Origin of the sequence: Lactiplantibacillus garii (assembly GCF_003885105.1) — a bacterium.
Taxonomy (GTDB): domain Bacteria; phylum Bacillota; class Bacilli; order Lactobacillales; family Lactobacillaceae; genus Lactiplantibacillus; species Lactiplantibacillus garii.
Genome location: NZ_QWZQ01000036.1, coordinates 1 through 21,121, shown reverse-complemented (window position 1 = coordinate 21,121; position 21,121 = coordinate 1). Strand labels below are relative to the sequence as shown.

Here is a 21,121-nt window from a genome sequence, read left to right as displayed (position 1 = left end):
AAAATGGAGAATGTTTCAGACACGTTAAAAACGCTGATGAACCGGCGCAATCTGAACCACCGTTACGAAGCCTTGATGGACGCGGTCTATCAAGATACGGACGTTCGTCAATTTTTAGCCGCTCACCAATCGGAATTGTCCAAGGACGCCTTGGAGCGTTCGGCGGCTAAACTCTACGAATTTTGCGAAGAGAAGCGTAAAATTGCCCGGCACGAACCGACCCAGGCACCGGGGTACCAACCCGAACTGGTGATGAGCAATCATCTGATCGACATCGCGTACCAGCCGACGCCGCAACTCCAGGAAGAACAAGCGGCCCGGGAGCTCCAGCAGCGGGTCCGGTCAATCAGCATGCCGAAAAACATCCAGACGGCCGATTTAAAATCGTACGACCAGGACGGCGACCGCGCGGCGGCCTTGATGTCGGCGTTAGACTTTATTGACGCTTACACCCAGGCGCCCAAACGTTTTCACCGCGGGTTGTACTTGTACGGCTCGTTCGGGGTGGGCAAGACCTACCTGTTGGGTGCAATGGCTAACGCGTTAGCCGCCAAGGGCTTTCAAACGACTTTGATCCACTTCCCGAGTTTTGCGGTGGAAATGAAACGCTCCATTAGCAATAACACGTCGGCGGACAAGGTCGACGCCATCAAACGCGCGCCGATTTTAATGATCGACGACATCGGGGCCGACGCGTCGTCAACTTGGATCCGGGACGACGTGCTCGGGGTGATTTTGGAATACCGGATGCAAGAAGAACTGCCGACCTGTTTTTCGTCGAACTTTTCGATGCAGGAATTACAGGACGGTTACTTAACCATCTCGCAAAAGGGTGACGAAGAACCAATCAAGGCCCAACGGATCATGCAACGGGTCCGTTTTCTGGCTACCGAGATCGAAATGGTTGGACGTAACCGGCGACTAAATCCGGAACAATAATTAAAAGTAAACTATGGCGGCGAAACACGGTTTAACGCGTGACGCCGTTTTTAAGTGGCTAAATGCATTAGACGGTTAAAACTAATTCTCATGGTTTTTCACCCAAATGGCGGTTGACTTTTTGGTTAGAAGTGGTTTAATGAAAACAGAAACAAAAGACATGCTCCGTTTACTTGTGATTACAGAGACCGCGGCCTAGTTCTGGAAGCTGCGGACCAAGTTTTGGGAGATACCACTTTTGTGTTAATGCTCAATTGAGCCGGAACGCGTCCGTTATTAGCGCTAATGAGTCGGTCCGTTGAACGGGCCGAAAAATCGGGTGGAACCACGTCAATCACGTCCCTAATACTAGTTAAGTCTGGTATTAGGGACTTTTTTGTCGTCCCGGCGCGGTGTTTTGGTGAGTGGGTAAATTTTTAAGGAGAGTGTCAAATTTATGGCAAGTATTAATGTTAAGTTCCCAGATGGTGCTGAAAAGCAATTTGATGCCGGCGTAACGACGGAAGATATTGCAAAGTCAATTAGTATTTCATTGGCTAAACGGTCAGTTGCAGGTAAGTTCAACGACCAGATCGTCGATTATCGTCAACCTTTAACCACTGACGGATCAATCGAAATTATCGCTGGTGATAGCGAAGACGGCTTGAACGTTTTACGTCAAACCGCTGCGCAGGTGTTAGCGAACGCCATCAAACAACTTTTCCCAAACATTCACTTTGGGAGTGGTGAAGGCAACGCCGATGGTTTCTTCTTTGACACCGATAATCCCGAAGAAGACGGTAAACAGATTAGTAAGGACGACCTTGAAGCCATTAGTTTAAAGATGGCCGAAATCGTTAAGCAAAACTTACCAATCAGCCGCGAAGTGTTATCCAAAGCCGACGCCTTAGCCTTAGTTGGCGACGATCCTTACCAAAAGGACCTCGTTAACGAACGCGCGGCGGCTAACGACGGCCAAGTGGTCGTTTACAAGCAGGGCGACTTCGTGGACTTATCCGACGGGGCCCAACTTGCTTCCACCGGTAAAGTAAAAATCTTCAAGCTCTTGTCCGTTGCCGGCGCCTACTGGCAAGGCAAGTCCAGTAACCCGATGCTCCAACGGATCTACGGGACGGCCTTCTTAAAGCAAAAGGACTTGGATGCCGACTTAAAGCGGCGTCAAGAAGCTCGTGAACGGGATCACCGGGTAATCGGGAACGAACTAGACTTGTTCTTCGTTGACCCGAAAGTCGGGAACGGTTTACCTTACTGGATGCCAAACGGTGCGACGATCCGTCGTCAAATCGAACGTTACATCATTGATAAGGAAGTTGCCAACGGTTACCAACACGTTTACACCCCAGTTTTAGCCAACTTGGACGTTTACAAGCAGTCCGGTCACTGGGACCACTACCGTGAGGATATGTTCCCACCAATGGACATGGGTGACGGCGAACAGTTGGAATTACGGCCAATGAACTGCCCTTCACACATCCAAATTTACAACCACCACATCCGTTCGTACCGGGAATTACCACTCCGGATCGCCGAACTTGGGATGATGCACCGTTACGAAAAATCAGGTGCGTTGACCGGGTTATCACGGGTTCGTGAAATGACCTTGAACGACGGGCACACCTTCGTGGCGTTGGACCAGATCGAGGAAGAATTCAAGAAGATCCTGAGCTTGATGGTTGAAGTTTACGAAGACTTCGATATTTCCGACTACCGGTTCCGGTTAAGCTACCGCGACCCAGCCAACAAGGAAAAGTACTTCGATGACGACGCAATGTGGGAACGGAGCCAAAAGATGTTGAAGTCCGCCATGGATGACATGGGCTTGGATTACTTCGAAGCTGAAGGGGAAGCCGCTTTCTACGGTCCTAAGTTGGACGTGCAAACGAAGACGGCCCTTGGTGGTGAAGAAACGTTATCAACCATCCAATTAGACTTCTTATTACCAGAACGCTTCGACTTGAAGTACGTTGGTGCCGATGGTGAAGAACACCGTCCGGTTATGATTCACCGGGGGTTAGTTTCAACCATGGAACGCTTCGTGGCTTACCTGACTGAAATGTACAAGGGCGCCTTCCCAACCTGGTTGGCACCTAAGCAAGTTACGATCATCCCAGTTAACAACGGTGCCCACGGAGCTTATGCTGAAACGGTTCGGCGTCGCTTAGCCGCTGAAGGTGTCCGGGTCAGCATCGATGACCGCAACGAAAAGATGGGTTACAAGATTCGTGAATCACAAACGAAGAAGGTCCCATACTTGTTAGTTGTCGGTGATCAAGAAGTGGCCAACGGTAGTGTTTCCGTTCGTAAATACGGTGAAGAACGGACTGAATCTGAAGGGGTCGACATGTTTATCGGCGCCATCACGCAGGAAATCAAACACTACAGTCGTGGTGCCAGCAAATAAACGTCAAGATTAATTTGACATCAACTCCGGATGCTGGTATAGTATTGGAGTTGAGAAAAAAAGCAGAAGCACCCGCTTCTCGCCTTGGTAACCAGAGTTATCGGGCAGATGAACGATGAATTGATTCCCATTAACGGGGTTGAGCGGGCGTGTTATGCGCCCGCTCTTTTTGTGAATTTCTCTTAAAATTTTACGGAGGTGAATTACCATAGCTAAAGATTCGATGGTGAATGACGGCATCCGTGCTCGCGAAGTACGTTTGATCGCCAGTGATGGTGAACAATTAGGTGTCAAGTCACGACAAGAAGCAATGAAGATTGCCGAAGACGCTAGCTTAGACCTAGTATTGGTTGCTCCGAAAGCGAAACCACCCGTTGCCAAAGTCATGGATTATGGGAAGTATCGCTTCGAACAACAAAAGAAGGAACGGGAAGCGCGTAAGAAGCAAAAAGTGGTCAGCATTAAAGAAGTCCGCTTGAGCCCAGCGATTGACACTAACGACTTTAACACGAAGCTGAAACACGCCGAAAAGTTTTTGTCGAAGGGTGACAAAGTTCGCGTTTCGATTCGTTTTAAGGGCCGGGCCATTACCCATAAGGATATTGGTCGGCAAGTCTTGAACCGGATGATTGAAGCTACGAAGGAATATTCAACGGTTGAAGCCTATCCTAAGATGGACGGCCGGAGCATGTTCTTAGTACTTGCACCAAAAACTGATAAGTAATTTCTAGGAGGATTATTGATTATGCCAAAACAAAAGACAAACCGCGCCGCTGCAAAGCGTTTTAAGGTAACCGCTAAGGGTAAAATTAAGAGCGCCAACGCTTTCACTAGTCACCGCTTCCATGGTAAGACTAAGAAACAACGTCGCCAATTACGTGGTACTGCAATCATTGAAAAGCCAATGGTTAAGACTTACCACAAGTTATTACAAAAATAATTCACAACGTTTTAGTTAAATCTAGGAGGAAATAAAATGGCTCGAGTTAAAGGTGGAACTGTTACACGTAAGCGTCGCAAACGCATTTTAAAATTAGCTAAAGGTTACCGTGGTGCTAAGCACATCCAATTTAAGGTTGCTAAGGACCAAGTAATGAAGTCATACGAATACGCTTTCCGCGATCGTCGCAAGCGTAAGTCTGACTTCCGTCGTCTCTGGATTGCCCGGATCAACGCGGCAGCCCGGATCAACGACTTAAGCTACAGCAAGATGATGCACGGTTTGAAGTTAGCCAACGTTGACGTTAACCGTAAGATGTTAGCTGACTTAGCTGTTAACGATGCTGATGCTTTCAAGGCATTAGCTGACACGGCTAAAAAGGCCCTTGCTTAATTAAAAAATAATCTAATCCTAGTTTAGGATCAGTGAATGAAGCGGTGCTATCTTGGATAGTGCCACTTTTTTTAGAAATGAATGTTAAATTGAAACGTTCATCAATGGTATCATTGAATAAAATAGCGTATTGGTTGTTAATAAAAATCCGTCATTTTAAATGGCGGATTTTTTAGCGTGTGAAGATTGGGGTATGAATCAATTGCTTGAAATGCGGAATTGTGTTATTGCTTTGTTACTCTAGAGTAACAAAAGAGGTGGCACGTTTTTGAGTGATCTGCAGGAGCAACTCATTAGGATTCAAATTGCGGCGATCCAACATGATTTTCGAACTGGTCATCTTGAACAACGTTTAAAAGCCAAAAGTACGCATTTTTTGCGCGCTCACGGTAAAACGTATGAACTGGTTATAAAGAAATGCGGTTGATAGCCTGGCGAACAGTAGTTATTTTAGAGGGCCTTCTAAACACCACCGTTTAGAAGAAATGGACGTTTATGAATTTATTGTCCCCGTCCATGGACTGGAAATGTATTTAAAATTCAGCCGGGGACGGTACGGCACGTTAGTCGAGTCGGTCCATGAACGCGAAAAAGCCGTTAATTATAGTTGGATCAAGATCAACTTGTAGAAAGGGTGGGAGCCGTGCGCATCGTTAAAAATGTGAAACATCTAAATAAGACCACTCATAAAATGGAGTGCTTTAATGTCATTATTGTCGACGAGTCGGTTAAAATTGCAACGGAAAGTTTTGTTAATCAACATGAATATTGGGTACCGAAAGGGGAGCCAATTGATGACGAGGAGAATTGGTTAGAACCAATTGATTTTCCGGATAAAAACTTAATTGCTGACTACGCGCAGTATCGGAAAAAATATCATTTTTTGACCCCTGATGAGATCAAAAAGCAGCGTCGCGCTTTAAACTTGAATTTGCGTGAAGCAAGTGCCATTGTAGGGATAAGCTATAGTACCCTCTCAGATATTGAGCGGGGATTGCGGTTGCAATCGTTGATTCAGGATAATTTACTCAGATATTTTGGCAGCGCGTTTAGCCTAGCAGCTCTAGTAGATCAACACTATACTTTAATTGAAGAGAAACTCGATAGAAGTCATCTTAATATTGATGGGCTGGTTAAAAAATTAGCGCGCGCTCGTGAGAAAGAAACAGCGCCACGACCGCTCGCTGAATTAAAAACCCGTCATTCATAATTAAAATAATCAGCGAAGGCAACCACGTTATTTAGACGTGGCCGCCTTCGCTGATTTTAATAGTTAGTCAATTACCGCCACGACCGGCGTAACAACACGTTTTGTACGGTAGCGTCCTCGACGTTTCGTTTGTCGTGGGCCAACCAGCGGTAAATCAAAAAAACGTCGATCAGGGCCCAAAGCCCACTAATGATCAAACCGACGGTGAACCCCCCAAAAATAAACAACAGGGCGGTCATGACAACGGCGCTGCGGGATTTATTTAAATAATAGCGGTGGCCACCCAGCAGGCCAAAAAATAGCCAGAGACAGTAGGCGACGACCGGGGACTTAGCCCGGCTGTCGACTTCCTTTTTGACAAATTGCAATTCTTCTTTCGTTAATCGACGCAAAGTCGTCAGTTCCATAATTATAATTCCCCCAAAGTACGCAGCTTTTATCGACGTCAGGATTTGGTCGCTAAACTAATGCAGTTCGTTTAGCGTAGCAAATTATTAAGTGTTTGGATAGATTGGTGAGAATTTTGCTTATAAAAACAAGCGCGGCGGGCGACTTGGGGGCGGCAGTCCTCAGTAAAAATTTATTATATTAATTGAGTGGGGTCCTAATGACGAACAAAAAAGCCCGTTTCGTAAGCAGCTGGGCTACCACGAAGCGGGCGGATAATGCTTGATAAGTTAAACGTCGTAGTTCCCAAATAGGGCGGTCAGGGCGGTAGCGATGACCGTGAAGTACAGGACGACAATCAGGATGGCAATGATGAATTGCACGATTCCGGCGCGGTTCCAAGTCGCTTGGACCGCTTTAAAAGTTTCCACGTCTTGATAGTTCCCCTTTTGCCAAGCCCAACCGTTGCCCTTAAAACCAACAACGAAGACCCAGACAATGTTAAAGACGGGAATTAACGTGAGTAATGGTAGGTACGTTTTATTCCCGATCCCCCAGATAAAACTGAACATGAACGCGCCCCAGTTCCAGCCTTTGACTTCGTCCGGCACGCGTTTCCCGTTTTCTTCCATAAATGATTCCTCCAAAAAAGAACAGCTTTTTACGACGTCAGCATTTGGTCGGGCGAACCTTTGTTAGTATAGCTAATTATCAGCGACTTGAATAGTCAATTAGACGAAATTAAACTAATTGACGGCGGGTGCGTACTAAAAAGGGACCCGGAACAAAATTCCGTGATCCCTTAAAGTGCTTTAAATTTAGGTTGTATGTTTGCGTTCGGGACTGACCCAGGTCCCGCTGCCGTAACCCATGATGGTTTTAATGGCGGGAATCAGCGTTGTCACTAACGCCAAGGCGTTGACCTGCCAGTAGATCAGCATGTAAAGCGGCATAAAAATCAGGTACTTCAACTTGCGACCGCGGTCGTCGACGACTAACGCGGACAACAGTTGAAGCAGGCCGGCGAACATCTCGAAGGTGACGAAGATGAAGGCCATGCAGAACATGTGGTAGACCCGCTCGTAATTGCCAGTGAAAACGAAGGTCACCAGCGAGATCAAAAAGATGATCGTTGAAATAAAGAAGAACAGCGCCCAGATGATACTCAACGTTTGGTCGGTAATGAAGGCCCACTGTTTGAGGTATTTACCGGGATGGCTGACGACCCGCTTAAAGTTGGTCAGTAAGACTTCGGTGCCCCCCTTAGCCCAGCGTTTGCGCTGGTGGTAGAGGGCCTTTAAGTTTTCGGGAACGTTCATGTAAAACAGGATGTCCGGTGAAAAGACGGTCGTCCAGCCGTTTAGCTGGTGGTCCCAGGCGATACTGATGTCTTCGGTCGCGCGGTCTTGCCGGAACAGGCCGACGTCGATCAGGGCGTCGCGGCGGTACATCGTGTTGGCGCCACTGTAGGCGTACATGTTACCGAGGGCGCTGACCTGGCTGCGTTTGATCACGCCGACGATGCTGGAAAATTCAACAGTCTGGGACTTGGCGATGATGGCGCTGCGGTTCTGCACGTCCATGTTGGCCGTAACGGCGGCGGTGTTGGCGTGTTCTTCACCCAAAAAGTAACTCATGTACTTCCAAAGGGCGTCCGGTTCGGGAATTGAATCGGCGTCGTTACTCAAAATAAATTCGCCGCGGGCAAAACCGACCCCCACGTTAAAGGCGTGGGCCTTCCCTTGATTTTTGGTAATGGTAACGACCCGCAAGTTATCGTACTTCGTTTGCAGGCGTTCCAGAATGGCCGGCGTGTCGTCGGTCGAGCCGTCGTCGGTGACGAGCACTTCGTAGTTGGCGTAGTTTAAACTGGTCATTAAGTAGTCGATGGTGTGTTCGATCATGACTTCTTCGTTGTGTGCCGGGATCATGATGGTGATCAGCGGCTGGTCCTTAGCCGCGAGCGGCTTAAACTCCACGTCGTCGGTGTGCCGGTGCCGGTAAAGCAACTGGTAACACAACACGCCGACGAACCAGGCAAACGCGCCCAGGATCGGGTAGGACACCAGTAGTAGTAAGACGAAGTTCCAGACACTTTCGAACGGCTGTAAAACTTGTAAAGTTTCCATAAGCTAGTCCTCGTATAATTTATGAATTTCGTCCGGTTCCAAGTTTTGTTCGGGATCGACGGTGTAGTGTTTGACGTGTTGGCGGAACGTTTGTTGGCCGAAACGGTGACCATAAAAGTCGTTTAACCGCCGTTTGCGAATGTCCAACTCGTCCTGGTCGTACTGGATCTCCTTACTAATGTGTTGTTTGACGCGGTGGTTATTATGAATCGTGGAAATGATGACCACGATGGCAATAATAATGAATGCAATGATGAAGAACCGGTCAAAAAAGTAAAAGAGGGTCTTTCCTTCTTCGTACTTCCAAGCGTGGATCACCCGCTGGTTATTCGCCAGCACGGTCGACGACACCGTCCAGTAGACCGGGATCGCCACGCAGATCCAGCCAATGATGGCGACCAGGGTCTGCCAGATCTTGGTCCACCAGTGGCCCTTGGAGAAGTACTTGTCGGTCACGTACTGCTTCATGACGTCTTTCTTTTCCATGCAAAAACCTCCTATTCTATGGGTCACAATTAAGTAACGTTTCTAGGTACACCGTTAATATAACGCACTGGTCAAAATTTGTGAACGTATTTTCAAGAGGTTTTACTTGCATTACTGGGAAAAATGGGGTAGTTCGTGCGCTCAGCCAACTAGCCGGGTAACGTCGCGCGGGTGAATTTCAGTTGCTAATTTTATAAAAACAAATTAATATATAATGATGACCCAAAAATCGCGGCCTGGTCGCGATTATCCGGCAGTTCTGGCTTTTTGCGCCGGTATTTAAGGTTTTAGTATGATAAAATGGGGCTAGTGGGGTGCGACCTCGAACCAATAATTCAGCAGAAGCGAAGGGGATAACGATGATTAAGCAATTTAAACCAACTTGGATGATACCAGCAATCTACAACGTCACGCCGGCGCAGTTACGCGCGCGGGGCATTAAAGCGGTGTTTGCCGACCTCGACAACACTCTGATTGCTTGGGATAATCCGGACGGTACCCCGGAACTCAAAAAGTGGATGCACGCGCTGCAAGACGCGGGGATCCCGTTAGTCGTGGTTTCCAATAATTCGGAACCCCGGATTGCCAAGGCGTTAGCAACGCTGGAGCTGCCGTTCGTTTCGCGGGCGCTCAAACCGTTACCACTGGGCATTGCGAAGGCGCGGCACAATTTGAACTTGCGGCGCGACGAAGTGGTGATGGTCGGGGACCAGTACATCACGGACATGTGGGCGGCCCACTTGGCGGGCGTGAACAGTATCTTAGTTAAACCGCTGGTGACGACCGACGCGTGGAATACCCGTATCAACCGCTTTTTTGAACGCTTCATTAAGTTACGGTTAGCACACGTTTATCCAGACATGCATTTTCAGGAGGAACTTAAATAGTGAGTGAAACAACTCAGGAAACTTTATATTGTATCGGCTGTGGAGCCGCCATTCAAACTACCGACGCGACCGCCGCGGGTTACACCCCGGCCAGTGCGTTGCGCAAGGCTTTGGAGAGCGACACGCGTGACCTTTATTGTCAGCGCTGCTTCCGGTTACGGCATTACAACGAAATCGTGCCGGTCGCGTTAAGCGACGACGATTTCCGCCACTTGTTAGCGACCATTCGGGAAGCCAACGCGCTCGTGGTGTACGTGGTTGACATCTTTGACTTGAACGGCAGTATTATTCCGGGGCTCCAACGTTTCGTTGGGGACAACCCGGTCCTGCTGGTCGGAAATAAGGAAGACGTTTTGCCACGCCAGCTCCGGCGGACGAAGCTGCGTGAATGGATGAACCAACAGGTGCGCGCCCAGGGCATTAAGCCGGTCGACGTCGCGTTGACCAGTGCCAAAAAGGGTCACGCGATCGACGACTTGCTGGCCCTAATTGAAAAGTACCGTCGCGGCCGCGACGTGTACGTCGTGGGAGTCACCAACGTGGGTAAATCGACCCTGATCAACCGGATCATTGCGAACAATACCGGCTTGAAGGACCTGATCACCACGTCGCGCTTCCCCGGCACGACCTTGGATAAAATTGAAATTCCGCTGGACGACGGTCATAAGATGGTCGACACGCCCGGAATCATCCATCCCGAACAAATGGCTCACGTGTTAAACGGGGACGATTTGAAGCTGGTGTCACCGCAAAAGGAAATTCGACCGAAGGGTTACCAGCTGGGCAACGGTCAAACGTTGTTCTTGGGCGGGGTGGCCCGCTTAGACATTATCGATACCATCAAGCCGGCCGGCACGGTCTACGTGGATAACAACTTGCCGCTGCACCGGACCCGGACGGAAAACGCCGACAACTTTTACACCAAGCACGTGGGGGAATTAATCACGCCGCCAACCGGTGACGCCGTTAAAAACTTCCCACCGTTAGTCCGGCACGAATTTAAGACGACCGCCACGAGCGACGTGGTGTTTGAAGGCTTAGGCTGGGTCACGGTTCCGGCCGATACCCGGGTCGCCGGCTGGGCACCCAAGGGCGTGGACGTGTTAACGCGGCCCGCGATGATCAATAAGAAATAGGAGCTTTATTAATTAATGGAAAATTTACGTGGAAAACAGAAACACTACTTACGGGGCGAAGCCCACAACATGCGGCCGCTGTTTGCCGTGGGTAAAAATGGGTTAAGTCAAGAATGGTTGGCTCAACTGGTCGGTGCGTTGGATAAACGCGAACTGATCAAAGTCAACATTTTACAAAACGCCGACGTGACGACCGCCGAAGTAAAGGCGGCCATCGAAGAAAACACGTCGATCACGGTCGTGCAAACGATCGGGCGGGTCTTAGTGTTATACATGCCGGCTAGTCACGAAGACGACCAGCACTATTCATTAGAAGTCGATAAGTTGTAGGGAGGAATCACGGGTGCACACGGTTAATCAAACAGCGACAAAGGTGCTGACGGAAACGGTGACGGCTTTACCGCACCGGCGCGTTGGCCTTTTAGGTGGCACGTTTAACCCACCGCATTTGGGTCATTTGATTATGGCACAGCAGGTTGGCGACCAGTTAGGTTTGGACGAGGTCCGCTTTATGCCGGACGCTCAGCCGCCGCACGTGGATGAAAAAAAGACCATCCCGGCGGTCGACCGGGTCAACATGGTGCAAGCGGCGATTGCCGATAACCCGCTGTTTCGCCTCGAAACGGCCGAGATCAAACGGGGCGGCAAAAGTTACTCCTACGACACCATTAAGGCCTTAAAGGCCCAACACCCCGATACCCAGTACTACTTCATTATCGGGGGCGACATGGTCGACTACTTGCATACGTGGTACCGGATCAACGACTTAGTTAAGTTGGTGACCTTTGTCGGCATTAAGCGGACAGGTTACCCGACGACCAGTCAGTACCCGGTGATCTGGGTCGACGCGCCGCTGATCGATATCAGTTCCACGCAGATCCGTAAAAAAATCAGCCACGGTCACACGGTCCGCTACTTGGTACCGGACGCGGTGGCCGCTTATATTGAGGAGCATCATCTTTATGAGCAAAGTAATTGAGTACCAGGAACACCTCGTGCCGTACACCCACGAAGCCTTAATGGCCAAAGTGGCGGCCCAGTTGACCGATAAGCGTTACCAGCACTGTTTGCGGGTGGAAACGACCGCCCGTAAACTCGCCAAGGCGAACGGTGTCGACGTGGAATTAGCCGGCATTGCCGGGCTGTTACACGACTACGCCAAGCAGCGGCCCGCGGAGACCTTTATCGACCTGATCAAATCCCACCGGATGGACCCGAACCTGGTCTCCTACGGCAACGGGGTTTGGCACGGGTACGTCGGGGCCGAACTGCTTAAAACCGAGCTTAACATTTACAACGAAGCCATTTTAAACGCGGTCCGCTTACACACCGTGGGCGCGCCGTATATGACCAAGCTCGAACAGATCGTTTTCATGGCCGACTTCATTGAACCGGCCCGCGATTTTCCGGGCGTGGACGACGCCCGCAAGTTAACCAAGCAGTCTTTGGCGGACGGGGTGCGTTACCAGATCCAGCACACCTTGGACTACCTCGTGCAAAAGGGCGCCCCGGTCTACCCACAGACGTTGGCAACTTATAACGCGTGGGTCGGGCAGGTGCCGGCACTTTATCATAAATAAATTATTTAAGGGAGCATTACATGGAAAGCAAAGAACTTTTACAATTAACCGTTGAGGCCGCTGACGACAAACGCGGTGAAGACATCGTCGCGTTGGACGTCGCCCAAGTCAGCTTGATGGCCGACTACTTTATGTTGGTTTCAGCCGACTCCAAACGCCAAGTTCAGGCGATTGCCGACAACGTGGTTGAATTTATCCGCAAGGCCGGTTCCGACGTTAAGAGCGTTGAAGGACGGACGGCCGGTGAATGGATCTTGATCGACTGTGGCGACGTGATCGTGCACGTCTTCCAAAAAGACGCCCGGGCCCACTACAACTTAGAAAAGCTGTGGTCCGACGCGCCGTTAGTTGACGTCCAAAAGTGGGTCAACGCCTAGTGATCTACCAAACGTTTGCCGAACTTTACGACGAACTTTTTGATCCAGCCATGTACGCACAGTGGCTGGATTTTGTGCGTCGTGAAATTCCAACTCAAGCGGGTCAGTTATTGGAACTGGCGTGTGGGACCGGTCGTCTCGGCGTTTTACTGGCGCAGGACGGGTACCACGTGACCGGCTTAGACTTGTCGGATAACATGCTGGCCCTAGCGGAGGAACACGCTGAGCAAGCGGCGGTCACGTTGCCGCTGCTGCAAGGCGACATGCTCGATCTATCCGAAATCGGGACCTTTGACGCGGTGACCTGTTTTGCCGACTCGTTTTGCTACTTGCCGGACTTAACCACCGTGCAAAAGGCGTTTACCCAGGTCGCCCAACACCTGACGCCGGACGGCACCTTCCTGTTTGACGTGATCACCCCGCACCAAACCGACGACGTTTACCCGGGGTACATGTACAACTACCGTGACGAAGACCGGGCCTTTTTATGGACCAGTTACGCCGGGGAAGTCGGGCACAGTGCCGAACACGATTTAACGTTTTTTATTTATAACGAAGATAAGGACGCCTTTGACGAAGTCAGTGAGTTACACCACGAACGGACTTACGACTTGGCCGACTACCAGCAAGCGCTGGCCGCCGCTGGTTTTAAGCACGTGCGGGTCACGGCCGACTTTGGGCAAACGGCGCCGGACGCGCAAACGACGCGCTGGTTCTTTACGTGTCAAAAATAATTGAGTAGGGGGTGTCCGCGATGCACGCCGTGGGACTGATAACTGAATACAACCCGCTGCATAACGGTCACCGCTACCACCTAGAAACGGCTAAGCGCCTGACTGACGCCGACTGCACGGTGGTCGTCATGAGCGGCAACTGGCTGCAACGCGGCGAACCCGCTATTTTGGATAAGTGGACCCGCGCCAAACTGGCCTTGCAAGCCGGGGCCGACCTGGTCGTGGAACTGCCCGTCTTTTACGCGACCCAACCGGCCCACCTGTTTGCCCGCGGGGGCGTGGAACTTTTGAGCGCGCTGGGCGTGGCGCAGCTGGTCTTCGGGGCCGAGCACCCCGAATTGGACTTTGGCCGCTTAGCGACGGCTTTAGCGGGGGCTAGCGGGGACTTCAGCCACTACAACGCCACTTACGCGACCCAGTTCAACGCCGCGCTCAAAGCGGCGACCGGGGTCACGCTGACCCACGCCAACGACATGCTCGGTTTTTGTTACTACGTGGCCAACCACCACTTGGCGCACCCGATGCAGCTATTGCCGATCAAACGTCAACGGGTCGCTCACGGTGAAGAGAAAATTGCCGACAGTCACTTTGCCAGCGGGACCGCCGTGCGGGCCGCCGCCTTTAAACGGGACTGGGTGGCCATTGAACCGGTCGTGCCGGCGTCCACGCTGATCCAGTTGCAAACCCAACGCTTGCAATGCTGGGACGATTTTTGGCCGTTCTTACAGTACCAGCTGTTAACGGTCAACGTCGCGCAGAGCGGCCAGTACGACCAGATGGCGGAGGGACTGGAATACCGGATGCGAGAAAAGGCGCAGACCGCGACCAGCTTTACTGACTTTTTGCACCAGGTCAAATCCAAACGGTACACGTACACCCGCTTGCAACGGGTCGCGACCGCCGCGCTGCTTCAGCTGACCCAGCGGGAGGTCCAAACCGCCCAAGCGCATAACTACGTGCGTTTGTTAGGATTTAACGCGACCGGGCAAGCCTACTTGCACCAGGTCAAAAAGGATTTACCGGTGCCGCTGTACACGAAGATCAATAAGGACTTGCGTTTACACGGGCTCAACTTAGATTACCGGGCCGGCCGGGTCTACCAGCTGGTCAACGGGGCTTCGCAGGACTTGTACCGCCAACCGTGGCGACTTTAAAGCGGCATGGTTGACCCGCGGGCGCTTTCTTGATAGAGTAGTGAACGTTGGCGGGCATTTTAAGCTGTCAAGGAAAAAACATTGACAAAGGATTTTCACACAGGTATAATTTATCACGTTGCATTAGGAGGTTTTTAAATGAAATGGTCACTTTCACAGCTGAAAAGCACCCGTGAAGCACCACTTCAGTTTGATGAAGCGTTGGACTTAAAACATCCCCTGATGATGCGTTATCCGGAAATTATCGACGTGCAGCCCGTTCACGTGAAGGGGCTCGTCACTTCTGATAAGGATAGCGTTTTGATCTCGGCGACCGTGGAAGCAACCTTAACGTTGCCGTCCAGCCGGTCGCTGACGCCGGTGGCAGTTCCGCTGGCCTTTCAAATGACGGAATATTACGTGCCCGAAGGAACCGACTTAAGCCGGTTTGATGAGGAGCAGGATACGGTGATTATTTTACCGGAAGACGATATTCTCGATTTTGACGTCGCTGTAGAGGATAACATTTTAATTCACATCCCCATGCAGATTCTTTCTGAAGCTGAGTTAAACGGCGAGCCCTTGCCAACTGGTAAAGGGTGGGAAGTCTTAAGTGAAGACGACCTTGCCAACCAAGCTGCAGAACTTAAAACTGTTGATCCGCGTTTGGCGAAACTAAAAGACCTGTTCCCTGATCAGGAAGACAAGGATTAGTTCGCCGAGCGTATCAAAACTCACATTATTGTGAATACACTTTGAAGGAGGTGTAGGTTGATGGCTGTACCAGCAAGAAGAACATCCAAGATGCGTAAACGCAACCGTCGTGGTCATATTAAATTGGCTACTCCTAATTTGGCACCATGCCCAAATTGTGGTGAATTACGTGTATCTCACCGTGTTTGCCCAAGTTGTGGTTTCTACAACGGCAAGCAAGTCGTTAAAGTAAACAACTAATTTCGATTAGTTGATGAAAAGCGGCATTGCGGCCATGGCGCATGTTGCCTTTCTTTACCAAACAACGATCTTTAAAAACTCGCTTCGGCGAGTTTTTTTGTGCCGTTAATTATCAATCTTTTTATATACAAGCGGCTTAGAACTTACTATAATAAGGTTGTTATGTAAAAATTGGTGAAATTGACCAAGGGGAAGGTCGGGGAATAAAATGAAAAAAATTAATCGCTTAATGACGAGTTTATTAGCGGGCGTCACGCTAGCCAGTGCGGCTGGTTTCGTGGGTGGCTCCGCCGTTACCGCCCAGGCGGCAACTAAGCAAACGATTACACGGGACGTGACCGTTAAAACGTTAAAGGGGCTGTCCAAGAGCAGCGTCGTCTTTAAAAACGTGACCGCCCAAGTTGGCGGCGCCAGCGTTGACGTGCAGGTGCCAAAAATTAAGGGTTACGTGGCCAACAACGGGACGTACTCGTTTAAGGCGGTCAAGAAAAACGGCAAGGCGACGATCGTACCAGTCGACCAGCCGAGTTACTTTGATTTGCACTACTACAAGGTGGTCAGTGCCGCCAGTCAGAAGTCGAGCAAGGCCGTGAAAAGAACCGCCCACGTTTTGATCTACCGCAACGGGCTGTTTGCTAAGACGTTGAAGGTCAAGGCGGTTCCAGGGACGACCTTTACCATTAAAACGCCTAAGTTGGCCGGCTACAAGGCTAACATGAAGCGCATCCGGTTAGGGATGAACGCCAAGAACGCCCAGTACGCCGTCAACAACGTAACGTTGCCAACTTACACCAAGGTGAAGTACGGCTACCAAGTCAGCCAACTAAGCGCCAGCAAAACCGCTAAAACGCTTAAGGTGACCGGCAAGGTGGTTACGACGAAGCATGCGGCTAAACACGCCGCTAAGTACGTGATTTTGACCGACTATAAGGGCAAGAGCCACGCTAAGTTAACTAAGAACGGTAACTTTACTAAGACGCTGAAGAACTGCAAGGCGGCCAAGAAGGTTTCTGCCGTGGCTGCTTACCGGACGAAGCACGTTAAGAATGGTAAAACGACTTACACGTACCACGCGCTGTCCGCTAAGAAGAGTGCAGTGGTTAAAGCAGCTAAATAGATTCACTCTCAACGACTCAGAAATGGGTCGTTTTTAATTTGAAGCAAGCTTTCCTTATCAACCTTTCCACCGGTCACTTGGCCGCAACTAGCCTTAAGCTAAAAGTAGTGTTCAAAAAACTATTTTTATGGAGGAATTTAACAAATGAGTGCAACACCAAAGATTGTTTTAGGCACCTGGGCGTGGGGCGATACCGATAACTACTTCGGTAACCACTACGACGAAGCCCATTTTCAAGCCGTTTACGATGAAGCCATCAAGGACGGACTGAACTTTTTTGACACCGCCTACGCATACAGCAAGGGGAACGCTGAAAAAATTCTGGGAAATTTAACTAGCAAGATGCCGCGCCAGGACGTTTTGATTTCCACCAAGTTTACGCCCCGAATGGCCGACGACGGGGAAGACCCGGTCAGCGACATGTTTAAGGGGAGTACGGAACGGCTCAAAACCGACTACTTCGACTACTACTGGATCCACCACGATGACGACGTGGAAAAGTGGACGCCCAAGTTAATCCCACTCCTGCAAGCGGGGAAGGTTAAGCACGTCGGCGTTTCTAACCACACCTTGCCCGAAATCAAACGGGTCCAAGCAATTCTGGGGGCGGCCGGCTTTAAACTAAGTGGCGTGCAAAACCACTTTAGTTTACTGGACCGGACTTCGGAACGTGAAGGGATTCTGGATTACTGTAAGCAAAACGGCCTGACGTTCTTCGCCTACATGGTGCTGGAACAGGGCGCGCTGACTGGGAAGTACGACGTCAAGCACCCCTTCCCAGCCACCAGTTCGCGGGCGCAGGTCTATAACCAGCAGTTACCACAACTGACGACTTTAGTGCAAACGTTAACGACCGTTGGGGCTAACCACGACCTCAGTGCCGCGCAAACCGCGATGGCCTGGGCCGTTGCTAAGGGGGCGCTGCCAATTATCGGCGTCACCAAGGTCGCGCAGGTTGACCAAGCCGCCCAAGTCGCCGCCGCCCACTTGTCCGCGGACGAAGTGGCGCAACTCGACGCGGTCGGTGGCAGCACCAAGGCCAACACGGTCGGCTTCTGGGAACCGGATTTTAAAAAATAATTAAGTGCGTATTAACTGACTAATATTATCAGGGTAGTCGATAATATTAGTCATTTTTTTAAAACAGTGAAAATTAGTTTCTTCAAAAAATGTAAAAAATGAAATTAATTTTATGTTTTACGGCAATTTGCTTTAATAAACCGCTTTTTTTTGGTACGATAGTTGCGTAATAAAATTTGGGAGGCTATTAACTAATGAGTAACGAAAAACCACAAATTGGTGTTATTGGGATGGCCGTCATGGGTAAAAACCTGGCGTTAAACATCGAAAGTCGCGGCTACAAGGTCGCCATCTTTAACCGGACTGGTTCTAAGACGGAAAAGGTCGTAAAAGACCACGCCGACAAGCAATTAGTCCCAAGTTACAAGATCGAAGACTTCGTGGCTTCACTGGAAACACCCCGGCGGATCATCATGATGGTCAAGGCTGGCAAACCAACCGACGCCGTTATTGACGAATTATTGCCATTATTAGATAAAGGTGACGTTTTAATCGATGGTGGGAACACCAACTTTAACGACACGATGGCCCGCAACGCCCGTTTGGACAAGTCTGGGATCAACTTTATCGGTATGGGAGTTTCCGGTGGTGAACTGGGTGCCTTACAAGGACCTTCCTTGATGCCTGGTGGTCAAAAGGAAGCTTACGACTTAGTTGCCCCAATCTTGGAAAAGATCGCGGCTAAGGCGCCCCAAGACGGCGCACCGTGTGTCACTTACATCGGCCCCAACGGTGCGGGTCACTACGTTAAGATGGTCCACAACGGGATCGAATACGGTGATGAAGAGCTGATCGACGAAAGTTACAACGTGATGCGTAACGTTGCTGGTTTATCCGTGGACGAAATGTCCGACGTCTTTACCGACTGGAACAAGGGTGAATTAAGCAGTTACTTAGTTGAAATCACCGCCGACATTTTATCCCGTAAGGATGATTTAGGCGCCGACAAGACTAAGCCGATCGTGGATATGATCTTAGACCGTGGGAACAACAAGGGGACTGGTAAGTGGAGTTCCGAAGATGCGTTGAACATCCAAGTGCCACAATCCGTAATCACCGAAGCCGTTTACGCGCGTTACATTTCCATGATGAAGAACGAACGGGTCGCCGCTTCCAAGAAGTTGCAAGGTCCAAAGGCCGACGTTAAGTTGCCAGCCAAGGAAGAATTGGTTGAAAAGATTCGCCAAGCCCTCTACTTCAGCAAGATCATGAGTTACGCCCAAGGCTTCGAACAACTCCGGTTTGCTTCCAAGCACTACGACTGGGACTTGAAGTTCGGTGAATTAGCACAGATCTGGCGTGCCGGGTGCATTATCCGGGCCCAATTCTTACAAAACATCACCGACGCCTTCGACAAGAAGCCTGATTTGGACAACTTGTTGATGGACGACTACTTTGCCGACATCGCGGCGAAGTACCAACAATCCACCCGTGACGTTTTGAGCTTGGCTATCCAAGCCGGCGTACCAATGCCAGCCTTTAGCGCTGCCATTTCGTACTACGATTCATACCGGGCCGAAGTTTTACCCGCCAACTTACTTCAAGCACAACGGGACTACTTTGGTGCCCACACCTACGAACGGACCGACCGTGACGGTAACTTCCACTACACTTGGTACGAAGAACAATAAACAGACACTAACGTTGATGAAAAAGTCGCCGCTTTGCGGGGGCTTTTTTTGTGGGGCATTTTTGTACAGAACGTACGTTCGTGATAAAATAGAACTAACGAGTTAATCAAGGACGGGGGTGCCCTATGCGACAAGAATCACTTTTTAACCCGGAGCACGCGGCCAGCAGTCCGTTGGCGTACCGGGTGCGGCCAACGACTTTGGACGGCTTTAAGGGCCAGGACCACTTACTGGGACCGGGCAAACTTTTGCGACAGTTGATCGCCGAAGACCAGTTGCCGTCACTCATTTTCTGGGGGCCGCCGGGTGTGGGTAAAACCACGTTAGCCGAAATTATTGCTCAGCAGACCGACGCGCACTTCATTACCTTTAGTGCCGTCACCAGTGGAATTAAGGAGATCCGTAAAATTATGGACGAGGCCGAAGCCAACCGCGACTTCGGCGACAAGACCATCGTGTTCATCGACGAAATTCACCGTTTTAACAAGGCCCAGCAGGACGCCTTTTTACCGTACGTCGAACGCGGCAGCATTACGTTGATCGGGGCGACCACCGAGAACCCGTCGTTTGAGATCAACGCCGCGTTACTGTCCCGGTGTAAAGTGTTGGTGTTAAAAGAATTATCGACGACCGCCCTGGTAGAAATCTTAACCGCCGCGTTAGCTAATCCGCACGGTTTTCCCGACTTAAAGGTCACGTTGCAGCCGGATACGCTGCAACTGATCGCCGAGTTTGCCAACGGGGACGGTCGGATGGCGCTGAACACCTTGGAGATGGCGGTCTTAAACGGGGAACGCGACGGCAACCACGTCACGGTCACGGCGACCGGGTTGTCGCAACTGATCAATACCAAGTCGCTGCGCTACGACAAGAACGGGGAAGAGCACTACAACGTTATTTCCGCGCTGCACAAGTCGATGCGCAACAGCGACGTCGACGCCGCCATTTACTGGTTAACGCGGATGCTGGCCGGCGGGGAGGACCCGCTCTACATTGCGCGCCGGTTGATCCGGTTTGCCAGTGAGGACGTCGGGTTAGCCGACCGGCAGGCGCTACCGCTGACGGTGGCGGCTTATCAGGCTTGCCAACTGATCGGGATGCCGGAGTGTAACGTGAACTTGACGGAAGCCGTCACCTACTTGGCGCTCGCACCGAAGTCCAACGCGCTGTACGCGGCGTTATCCAAGGCCCAGGCCGACGTGAAGGCGACCGGCAACTTACCGGTCCCGTTGCAGATCCGCAACGCGCCGACCAAGCTGATGAAGGACCTCGGTTACGGGGACCATTACCAGTACGCCCACGACACCGCCGATAAATTAACTGATATGCAGACGATGCCGCCGGAGCTAGCCGGGCATACTTACTACCAGCCGACCGACCAGGGTCAGGAGCAGGCTTGGCAGCGGCGCTTGGCCGCCATTAAGCGCTGGCACGCGGAACACCCGCGCCCCAACGGTGGGTTGTAGCTTGGTTCAAATAAATTGAAATTTAAGGTTTTCCTTGTAAAATTAAATTTATATTAGGGATTGCCTAAATTTCTAGTGTATGAAATTTAGCTTATTCATGTTAAAATAACATGTTGTATAATATGACTACCAGTAACCGGG

The 21,121-nt window shown here is 50.5% G+C and carries 24 protein-coding genes and 1 other annotated feature; of the genes, 20 read left to right on the top strand and 4 right to left on the bottom strand.

The features are described from left to right. Nucleotides 1–3: 3 nt before the first annotated feature. From dnaI to D1831_RS10295, 6 genes are all read left to right on the top strand, one after another. Nucleotides 4–939 (top strand): primosomal protein DnaI, encoded by a 936-nt coding sequence (gene dnaI / locus D1831_RS10320; protein ID WP_125072862.1) that lies wholly within the window; start codon nt 4–6, stop codon nt 937–939. Between the two features lie 436 nt (nt 940–1,375). Further along, a complete protein-coding gene (gene thrS / locus D1831_RS10315) occupies nt 1,376–3,340 on the top strand; it encodes a threonine--tRNA ligase (RefSeq protein ID WP_125072861.1) in 1,965 nt (654 codons plus the stop codon). 54 nt (nt 3,341–3,394) lie between these two features. Next, nucleotides 3,395–3,518, top strand: a sequence feature (ribosomal protein L20 leader region). A 45-nt stretch (nt 3,519–3,563) separates the two neighbouring features. After that, nucleotides 3,564–4,064, top strand: a complete 501-nt coding sequence (gene infC / locus D1831_RS10310) for a translation initiation factor IF-3 (RefSeq protein ID WP_179950325.1) — start codon at nt 3,564–3,566, stop codon at nt 4,062–4,064. Nucleotides 4,065–4,085: 21 nt separating this feature from the next. Next, nucleotides 4,086–4,280: a 50S ribosomal protein L35 gene (gene rpmI, locus D1831_RS10305; protein WP_003638526.1), complete on the top strand. Its 195-nt coding sequence runs from the start codon at nt 4,086–4,088 to the stop codon at nt 4,278–4,280. Nucleotides 4,281–4,316: 36 nt separating this feature from the next. Continuing rightward, entirely contained in the window at nt 4,317–4,673 is a 357-nt protein-coding gene (rplT, locus tag D1831_RS10300; RefSeq protein WP_057706137.1) for a 50S ribosomal protein L20, read from the top strand. Nucleotides 4,674–5,316: 643 nt separating this feature from the next. After that, nucleotides 5,317–5,883, top strand: a complete 567-nt coding sequence (locus tag D1831_RS10295) for a helix-turn-helix domain-containing protein (RefSeq protein ID WP_125072859.1) — start codon at nt 5,317–5,319, stop codon at nt 5,881–5,883. Nucleotides 5,884–5,954: 71 nt separating this feature from the next. On the opposite strand, the gene D1831_RS10290 is transcribed toward D1831_RS10295, so the two are convergent. The 4 genes from D1831_RS10290 to D1831_RS10275 form a co-directional block, all read right to left on the bottom strand. Then, a complete protein-coding gene (locus D1831_RS10290; protein ID WP_125072858.1) occupies nt 5,955–6,290 on the bottom strand; it encodes a TM2 domain-containing protein in 336 nt (111 codons plus the stop codon). Between the two features lie 270 nt (nt 6,291–6,560). Continuing rightward, nucleotides 6,561–6,902, bottom strand: coding sequence for a ribonuclease G (locus tag D1831_RS10285; RefSeq protein WP_125072857.1), 342 nt, complete (start codon nt 6,900–6,902; stop codon nt 6,561–6,563). A gap of 186 nt (nt 6,903–7,088) precedes the next feature. Continuing rightward, complete coding sequence (locus tag D1831_RS10280) at nt 7,089–8,399, bottom strand: glycosyltransferase family 2 protein (protein WP_125072856.1); 1,311 nt, start codon at nt 8,397–8,399, stop codon at nt 7,089–7,091. A 3-nt stretch (nt 8,400–8,402) separates the two neighbouring features. Then, entirely contained in the window at nt 8,403–8,885 is a 483-nt protein-coding gene (locus tag D1831_RS10275; protein ID WP_125072855.1) for a hypothetical protein, read from the bottom strand. 359 nt (nt 8,886–9,244) lie between these two features. Between D1831_RS10275 and D1831_RS10270 the strand changes: the two genes are divergently transcribed. The 14 genes from D1831_RS10270 to D1831_RS10205 all read left to right on the top strand — a co-directional run bounded on the left by D1831_RS10270 (nt 9,245) and on the right by D1831_RS10205 (nt 20,980). After that, on the top strand, nt 9,245–9,772 hold the full coding sequence (locus D1831_RS10270; protein WP_125072854.1) for a YqeG family HAD IIIA-type phosphatase: 528 nt from the start codon (nt 9,245–9,247) through the stop codon (nt 9,770–9,772). Beyond that, nucleotides 9,772–10,908, top strand: coding sequence for a ribosome biogenesis GTPase YqeH (gene yqeH / locus D1831_RS10265; RefSeq protein WP_125072853.1), 1,137 nt, complete (start codon nt 9,772–9,774; stop codon nt 10,906–10,908). Before D1831_RS10270 ends, yqeH begins: the two co-directional genes overlap by 1 nt. A 15-nt stretch (nt 10,909–10,923) precedes the next feature. After that, nucleotides 10,924–11,238 carry a ribosome assembly RNA-binding protein YhbY gene (gene yhbY / locus D1831_RS10260; RefSeq protein ID WP_125072852.1) on the top strand — a complete coding sequence of 105 codons (315 nt, stop codon included), beginning with the start codon at nt 10,924–10,926 and terminating at the stop codon, nt 11,236–11,238. Nucleotides 11,239–11,251: 13 nt separating this feature from the next. Continuing rightward, on the top strand, nt 11,252–11,887 hold the full coding sequence (locus D1831_RS10255) for a nicotinate-nucleotide adenylyltransferase (protein ID WP_125072851.1): 636 nt from the start codon (nt 11,252–11,254) through the stop codon (nt 11,885–11,887). Then, on the top strand, nt 11,871–12,488 hold the full coding sequence (gene yqeK, locus D1831_RS10250) for a bis(5'-nucleosyl)-tetraphosphatase (symmetrical) YqeK (protein WP_125072850.1): 618 nt from the start codon (nt 11,871–11,873) through the stop codon (nt 12,486–12,488). Before D1831_RS10255 ends, yqeK begins: the two co-directional genes overlap by 17 nt. Nucleotides 12,489–12,508: 20 nt before the next feature. After that, entirely contained in the window at nt 12,509–12,865 is a 357-nt protein-coding gene (gene rsfS, locus D1831_RS10245) for a ribosome silencing factor (RefSeq protein WP_125072849.1), read from the top strand. Continuing rightward, complete coding sequence (locus tag D1831_RS10240; RefSeq protein WP_125072848.1) at nt 12,865–13,599, top strand: class I SAM-dependent DNA methyltransferase; 735 nt, start codon at nt 12,865–12,867, stop codon at nt 13,597–13,599. Before rsfS ends, D1831_RS10240 begins: the two co-directional genes overlap by 1 nt. Nucleotides 13,600–13,619: 20 nt before the next feature. Continuing rightward, the gene (locus D1831_RS10235; RefSeq protein ID WP_125072847.1) at nt 13,620–14,753 is read left to right on the top strand and encodes a nucleotidyltransferase; all 1,134 of its coding nucleotides are present in this window, start codon (nt 13,620–13,622) and stop codon (nt 14,751–14,753) included. 138 nt (nt 14,754–14,891) lie between these two features. Continuing rightward, complete coding sequence (locus D1831_RS10230) at nt 14,892–15,446, top strand: YceD family protein (protein WP_125072846.1); 555 nt, start codon at nt 14,892–14,894, stop codon at nt 15,444–15,446. A 60-nt stretch (nt 15,447–15,506) separates the two neighbouring features. Continuing rightward, nucleotides 15,507–15,686 carry a 50S ribosomal protein L32 gene (gene rpmF, locus D1831_RS10225; RefSeq protein ID WP_125072845.1) on the top strand — a complete coding sequence of 60 codons (180 nt, stop codon included), beginning with the start codon at nt 15,507–15,509 and terminating at the stop codon, nt 15,684–15,686. A gap of 208 nt (nt 15,687–15,894) precedes the next feature. Then, nucleotides 15,895–16,803 (top strand): hypothetical protein, encoded by a 909-nt coding sequence (locus D1831_RS10220; protein WP_125072844.1) that lies wholly within the window; start codon nt 15,895–15,897, stop codon nt 16,801–16,803. Between the two features lie 144 nt (nt 16,804–16,947). Next, nucleotides 16,948–17,883 carry an aldo/keto reductase gene (locus D1831_RS10215; RefSeq protein WP_125072843.1) on the top strand — a complete coding sequence of 312 codons (936 nt, stop codon included), beginning with the start codon at nt 16,948–16,950 and terminating at the stop codon, nt 17,881–17,883. A 194-nt stretch (nt 17,884–18,077) separates the two neighbouring features. Then, nucleotides 18,078–19,514, top strand: coding sequence for an NADP-dependent phosphogluconate dehydrogenase (gene gndA / locus D1831_RS10210; protein WP_125072842.1), 1,437 nt, complete (start codon nt 18,078–18,080; stop codon nt 19,512–19,514). Nucleotides 19,515–19,639: 125 nt separating this feature from the next. After that, a complete protein-coding gene (locus D1831_RS10205) occupies nt 19,640–20,980 on the top strand; it encodes a replication-associated recombination protein A (protein WP_125072841.1) in 1,341 nt (446 codons plus the stop codon). Nucleotides 20,981–21,121 lie beyond the last annotated feature (141 nt).

Excerpts from the sequence above, each read along its gene's own strand:
- dnaI (WP_125072862.1), top strand. The coding sequence starts at position 4 with ATGGAGAATGTTTCAGACACGTTAAAAACGCTGATGAACCGGCGCAAT.
- thrS (WP_125072861.1), top strand. The coding sequence starts at position 1,376 with ATGGCAAGTATTAATGTTAAGTTCCCAGATGGTGCTGAAAAGCAATTT.
- infC (WP_179950325.1), top strand. The coding sequence starts at position 3,564 with ATGGTGAATGACGGCATCCGTGCTCGCGAAGTACGTTTGATCGCCAGT.
- rpmI (WP_003638526.1), top strand. The coding sequence starts at position 4,086 with ATGCCAAAACAAAAGACAAACCGCGCCGCTGCAAAGCGTTTTAAGGTA.
- rplT (WP_057706137.1), top strand. The coding sequence starts at position 4,317 with ATGGCTCGAGTTAAAGGTGGAACTGTTACACGTAAGCGTCGCAAACGC.
- D1831_RS10290 (WP_125072858.1), bottom strand. The coding sequence starts at position 6,290 with ATGGAACTGACGACTTTGCGTCGATTAACGAAAGAAGAATTGCAATTT.
- D1831_RS10285 (WP_125072857.1), bottom strand. The coding sequence starts at position 6,902 with ATGGAAGAAAACGGGAAACGCGTGCCGGACGAAGTCAAAGGCTGGAAC.
- D1831_RS10280 (WP_125072856.1), bottom strand. The coding sequence starts at position 8,399 with ATGGAAACTTTACAAGTTTTACAGCCGTTCGAAAGTGTCTGGAACTTC.
- D1831_RS10275 (WP_125072855.1), bottom strand. The coding sequence starts at position 8,885 with ATGGAAAAGAAAGACGTCATGAAGCAGTACGTGACCGACAAGTACTTC.
- D1831_RS10270 (WP_125072854.1), top strand. The coding sequence starts at position 9,245 with ATGATTAAGCAATTTAAACCAACTTGGATGATACCAGCAATCTACAAC.
- yhbY (WP_125072852.1), top strand. The coding sequence starts at position 10,924 with ATGGAAAATTTACGTGGAAAACAGAAACACTACTTACGGGGCGAAGCC.
- yqeK (WP_125072850.1), top strand. The coding sequence starts at position 11,871 with ATGAGCAAAGTAATTGAGTACCAGGAACACCTCGTGCCGTACACCCAC.
- rsfS (WP_125072849.1), top strand. The coding sequence starts at position 12,509 with ATGGAAAGCAAAGAACTTTTACAATTAACCGTTGAGGCCGCTGACGAC.
- D1831_RS10235 (WP_125072847.1), top strand. The coding sequence starts at position 13,620 with ATGCACGCCGTGGGACTGATAACTGAATACAACCCGCTGCATAACGGT.
- D1831_RS10230 (WP_125072846.1), top strand. The coding sequence starts at position 14,892 with ATGAAATGGTCACTTTCACAGCTGAAAAGCACCCGTGAAGCACCACTT.
- rpmF (WP_125072845.1), top strand. The coding sequence starts at position 15,507 with ATGGCTGTACCAGCAAGAAGAACATCCAAGATGCGTAAACGCAACCGT.
- D1831_RS10220 (WP_125072844.1), top strand. The coding sequence starts at position 15,895 with ATGAAAAAAATTAATCGCTTAATGACGAGTTTATTAGCGGGCGTCACG.
- D1831_RS10215 (WP_125072843.1), top strand. The coding sequence starts at position 16,948 with ATGAGTGCAACACCAAAGATTGTTTTAGGCACCTGGGCGTGGGGCGAT.
- gndA (WP_125072842.1), top strand. The coding sequence starts at position 18,078 with ATGAGTAACGAAAAACCACAAATTGGTGTTATTGGGATGGCCGTCATG.
- D1831_RS10205 (WP_125072841.1), top strand. The coding sequence starts at position 19,640 with ATGCGACAAGAATCACTTTTTAACCCGGAGCACGCGGCCAGCAGTCCG.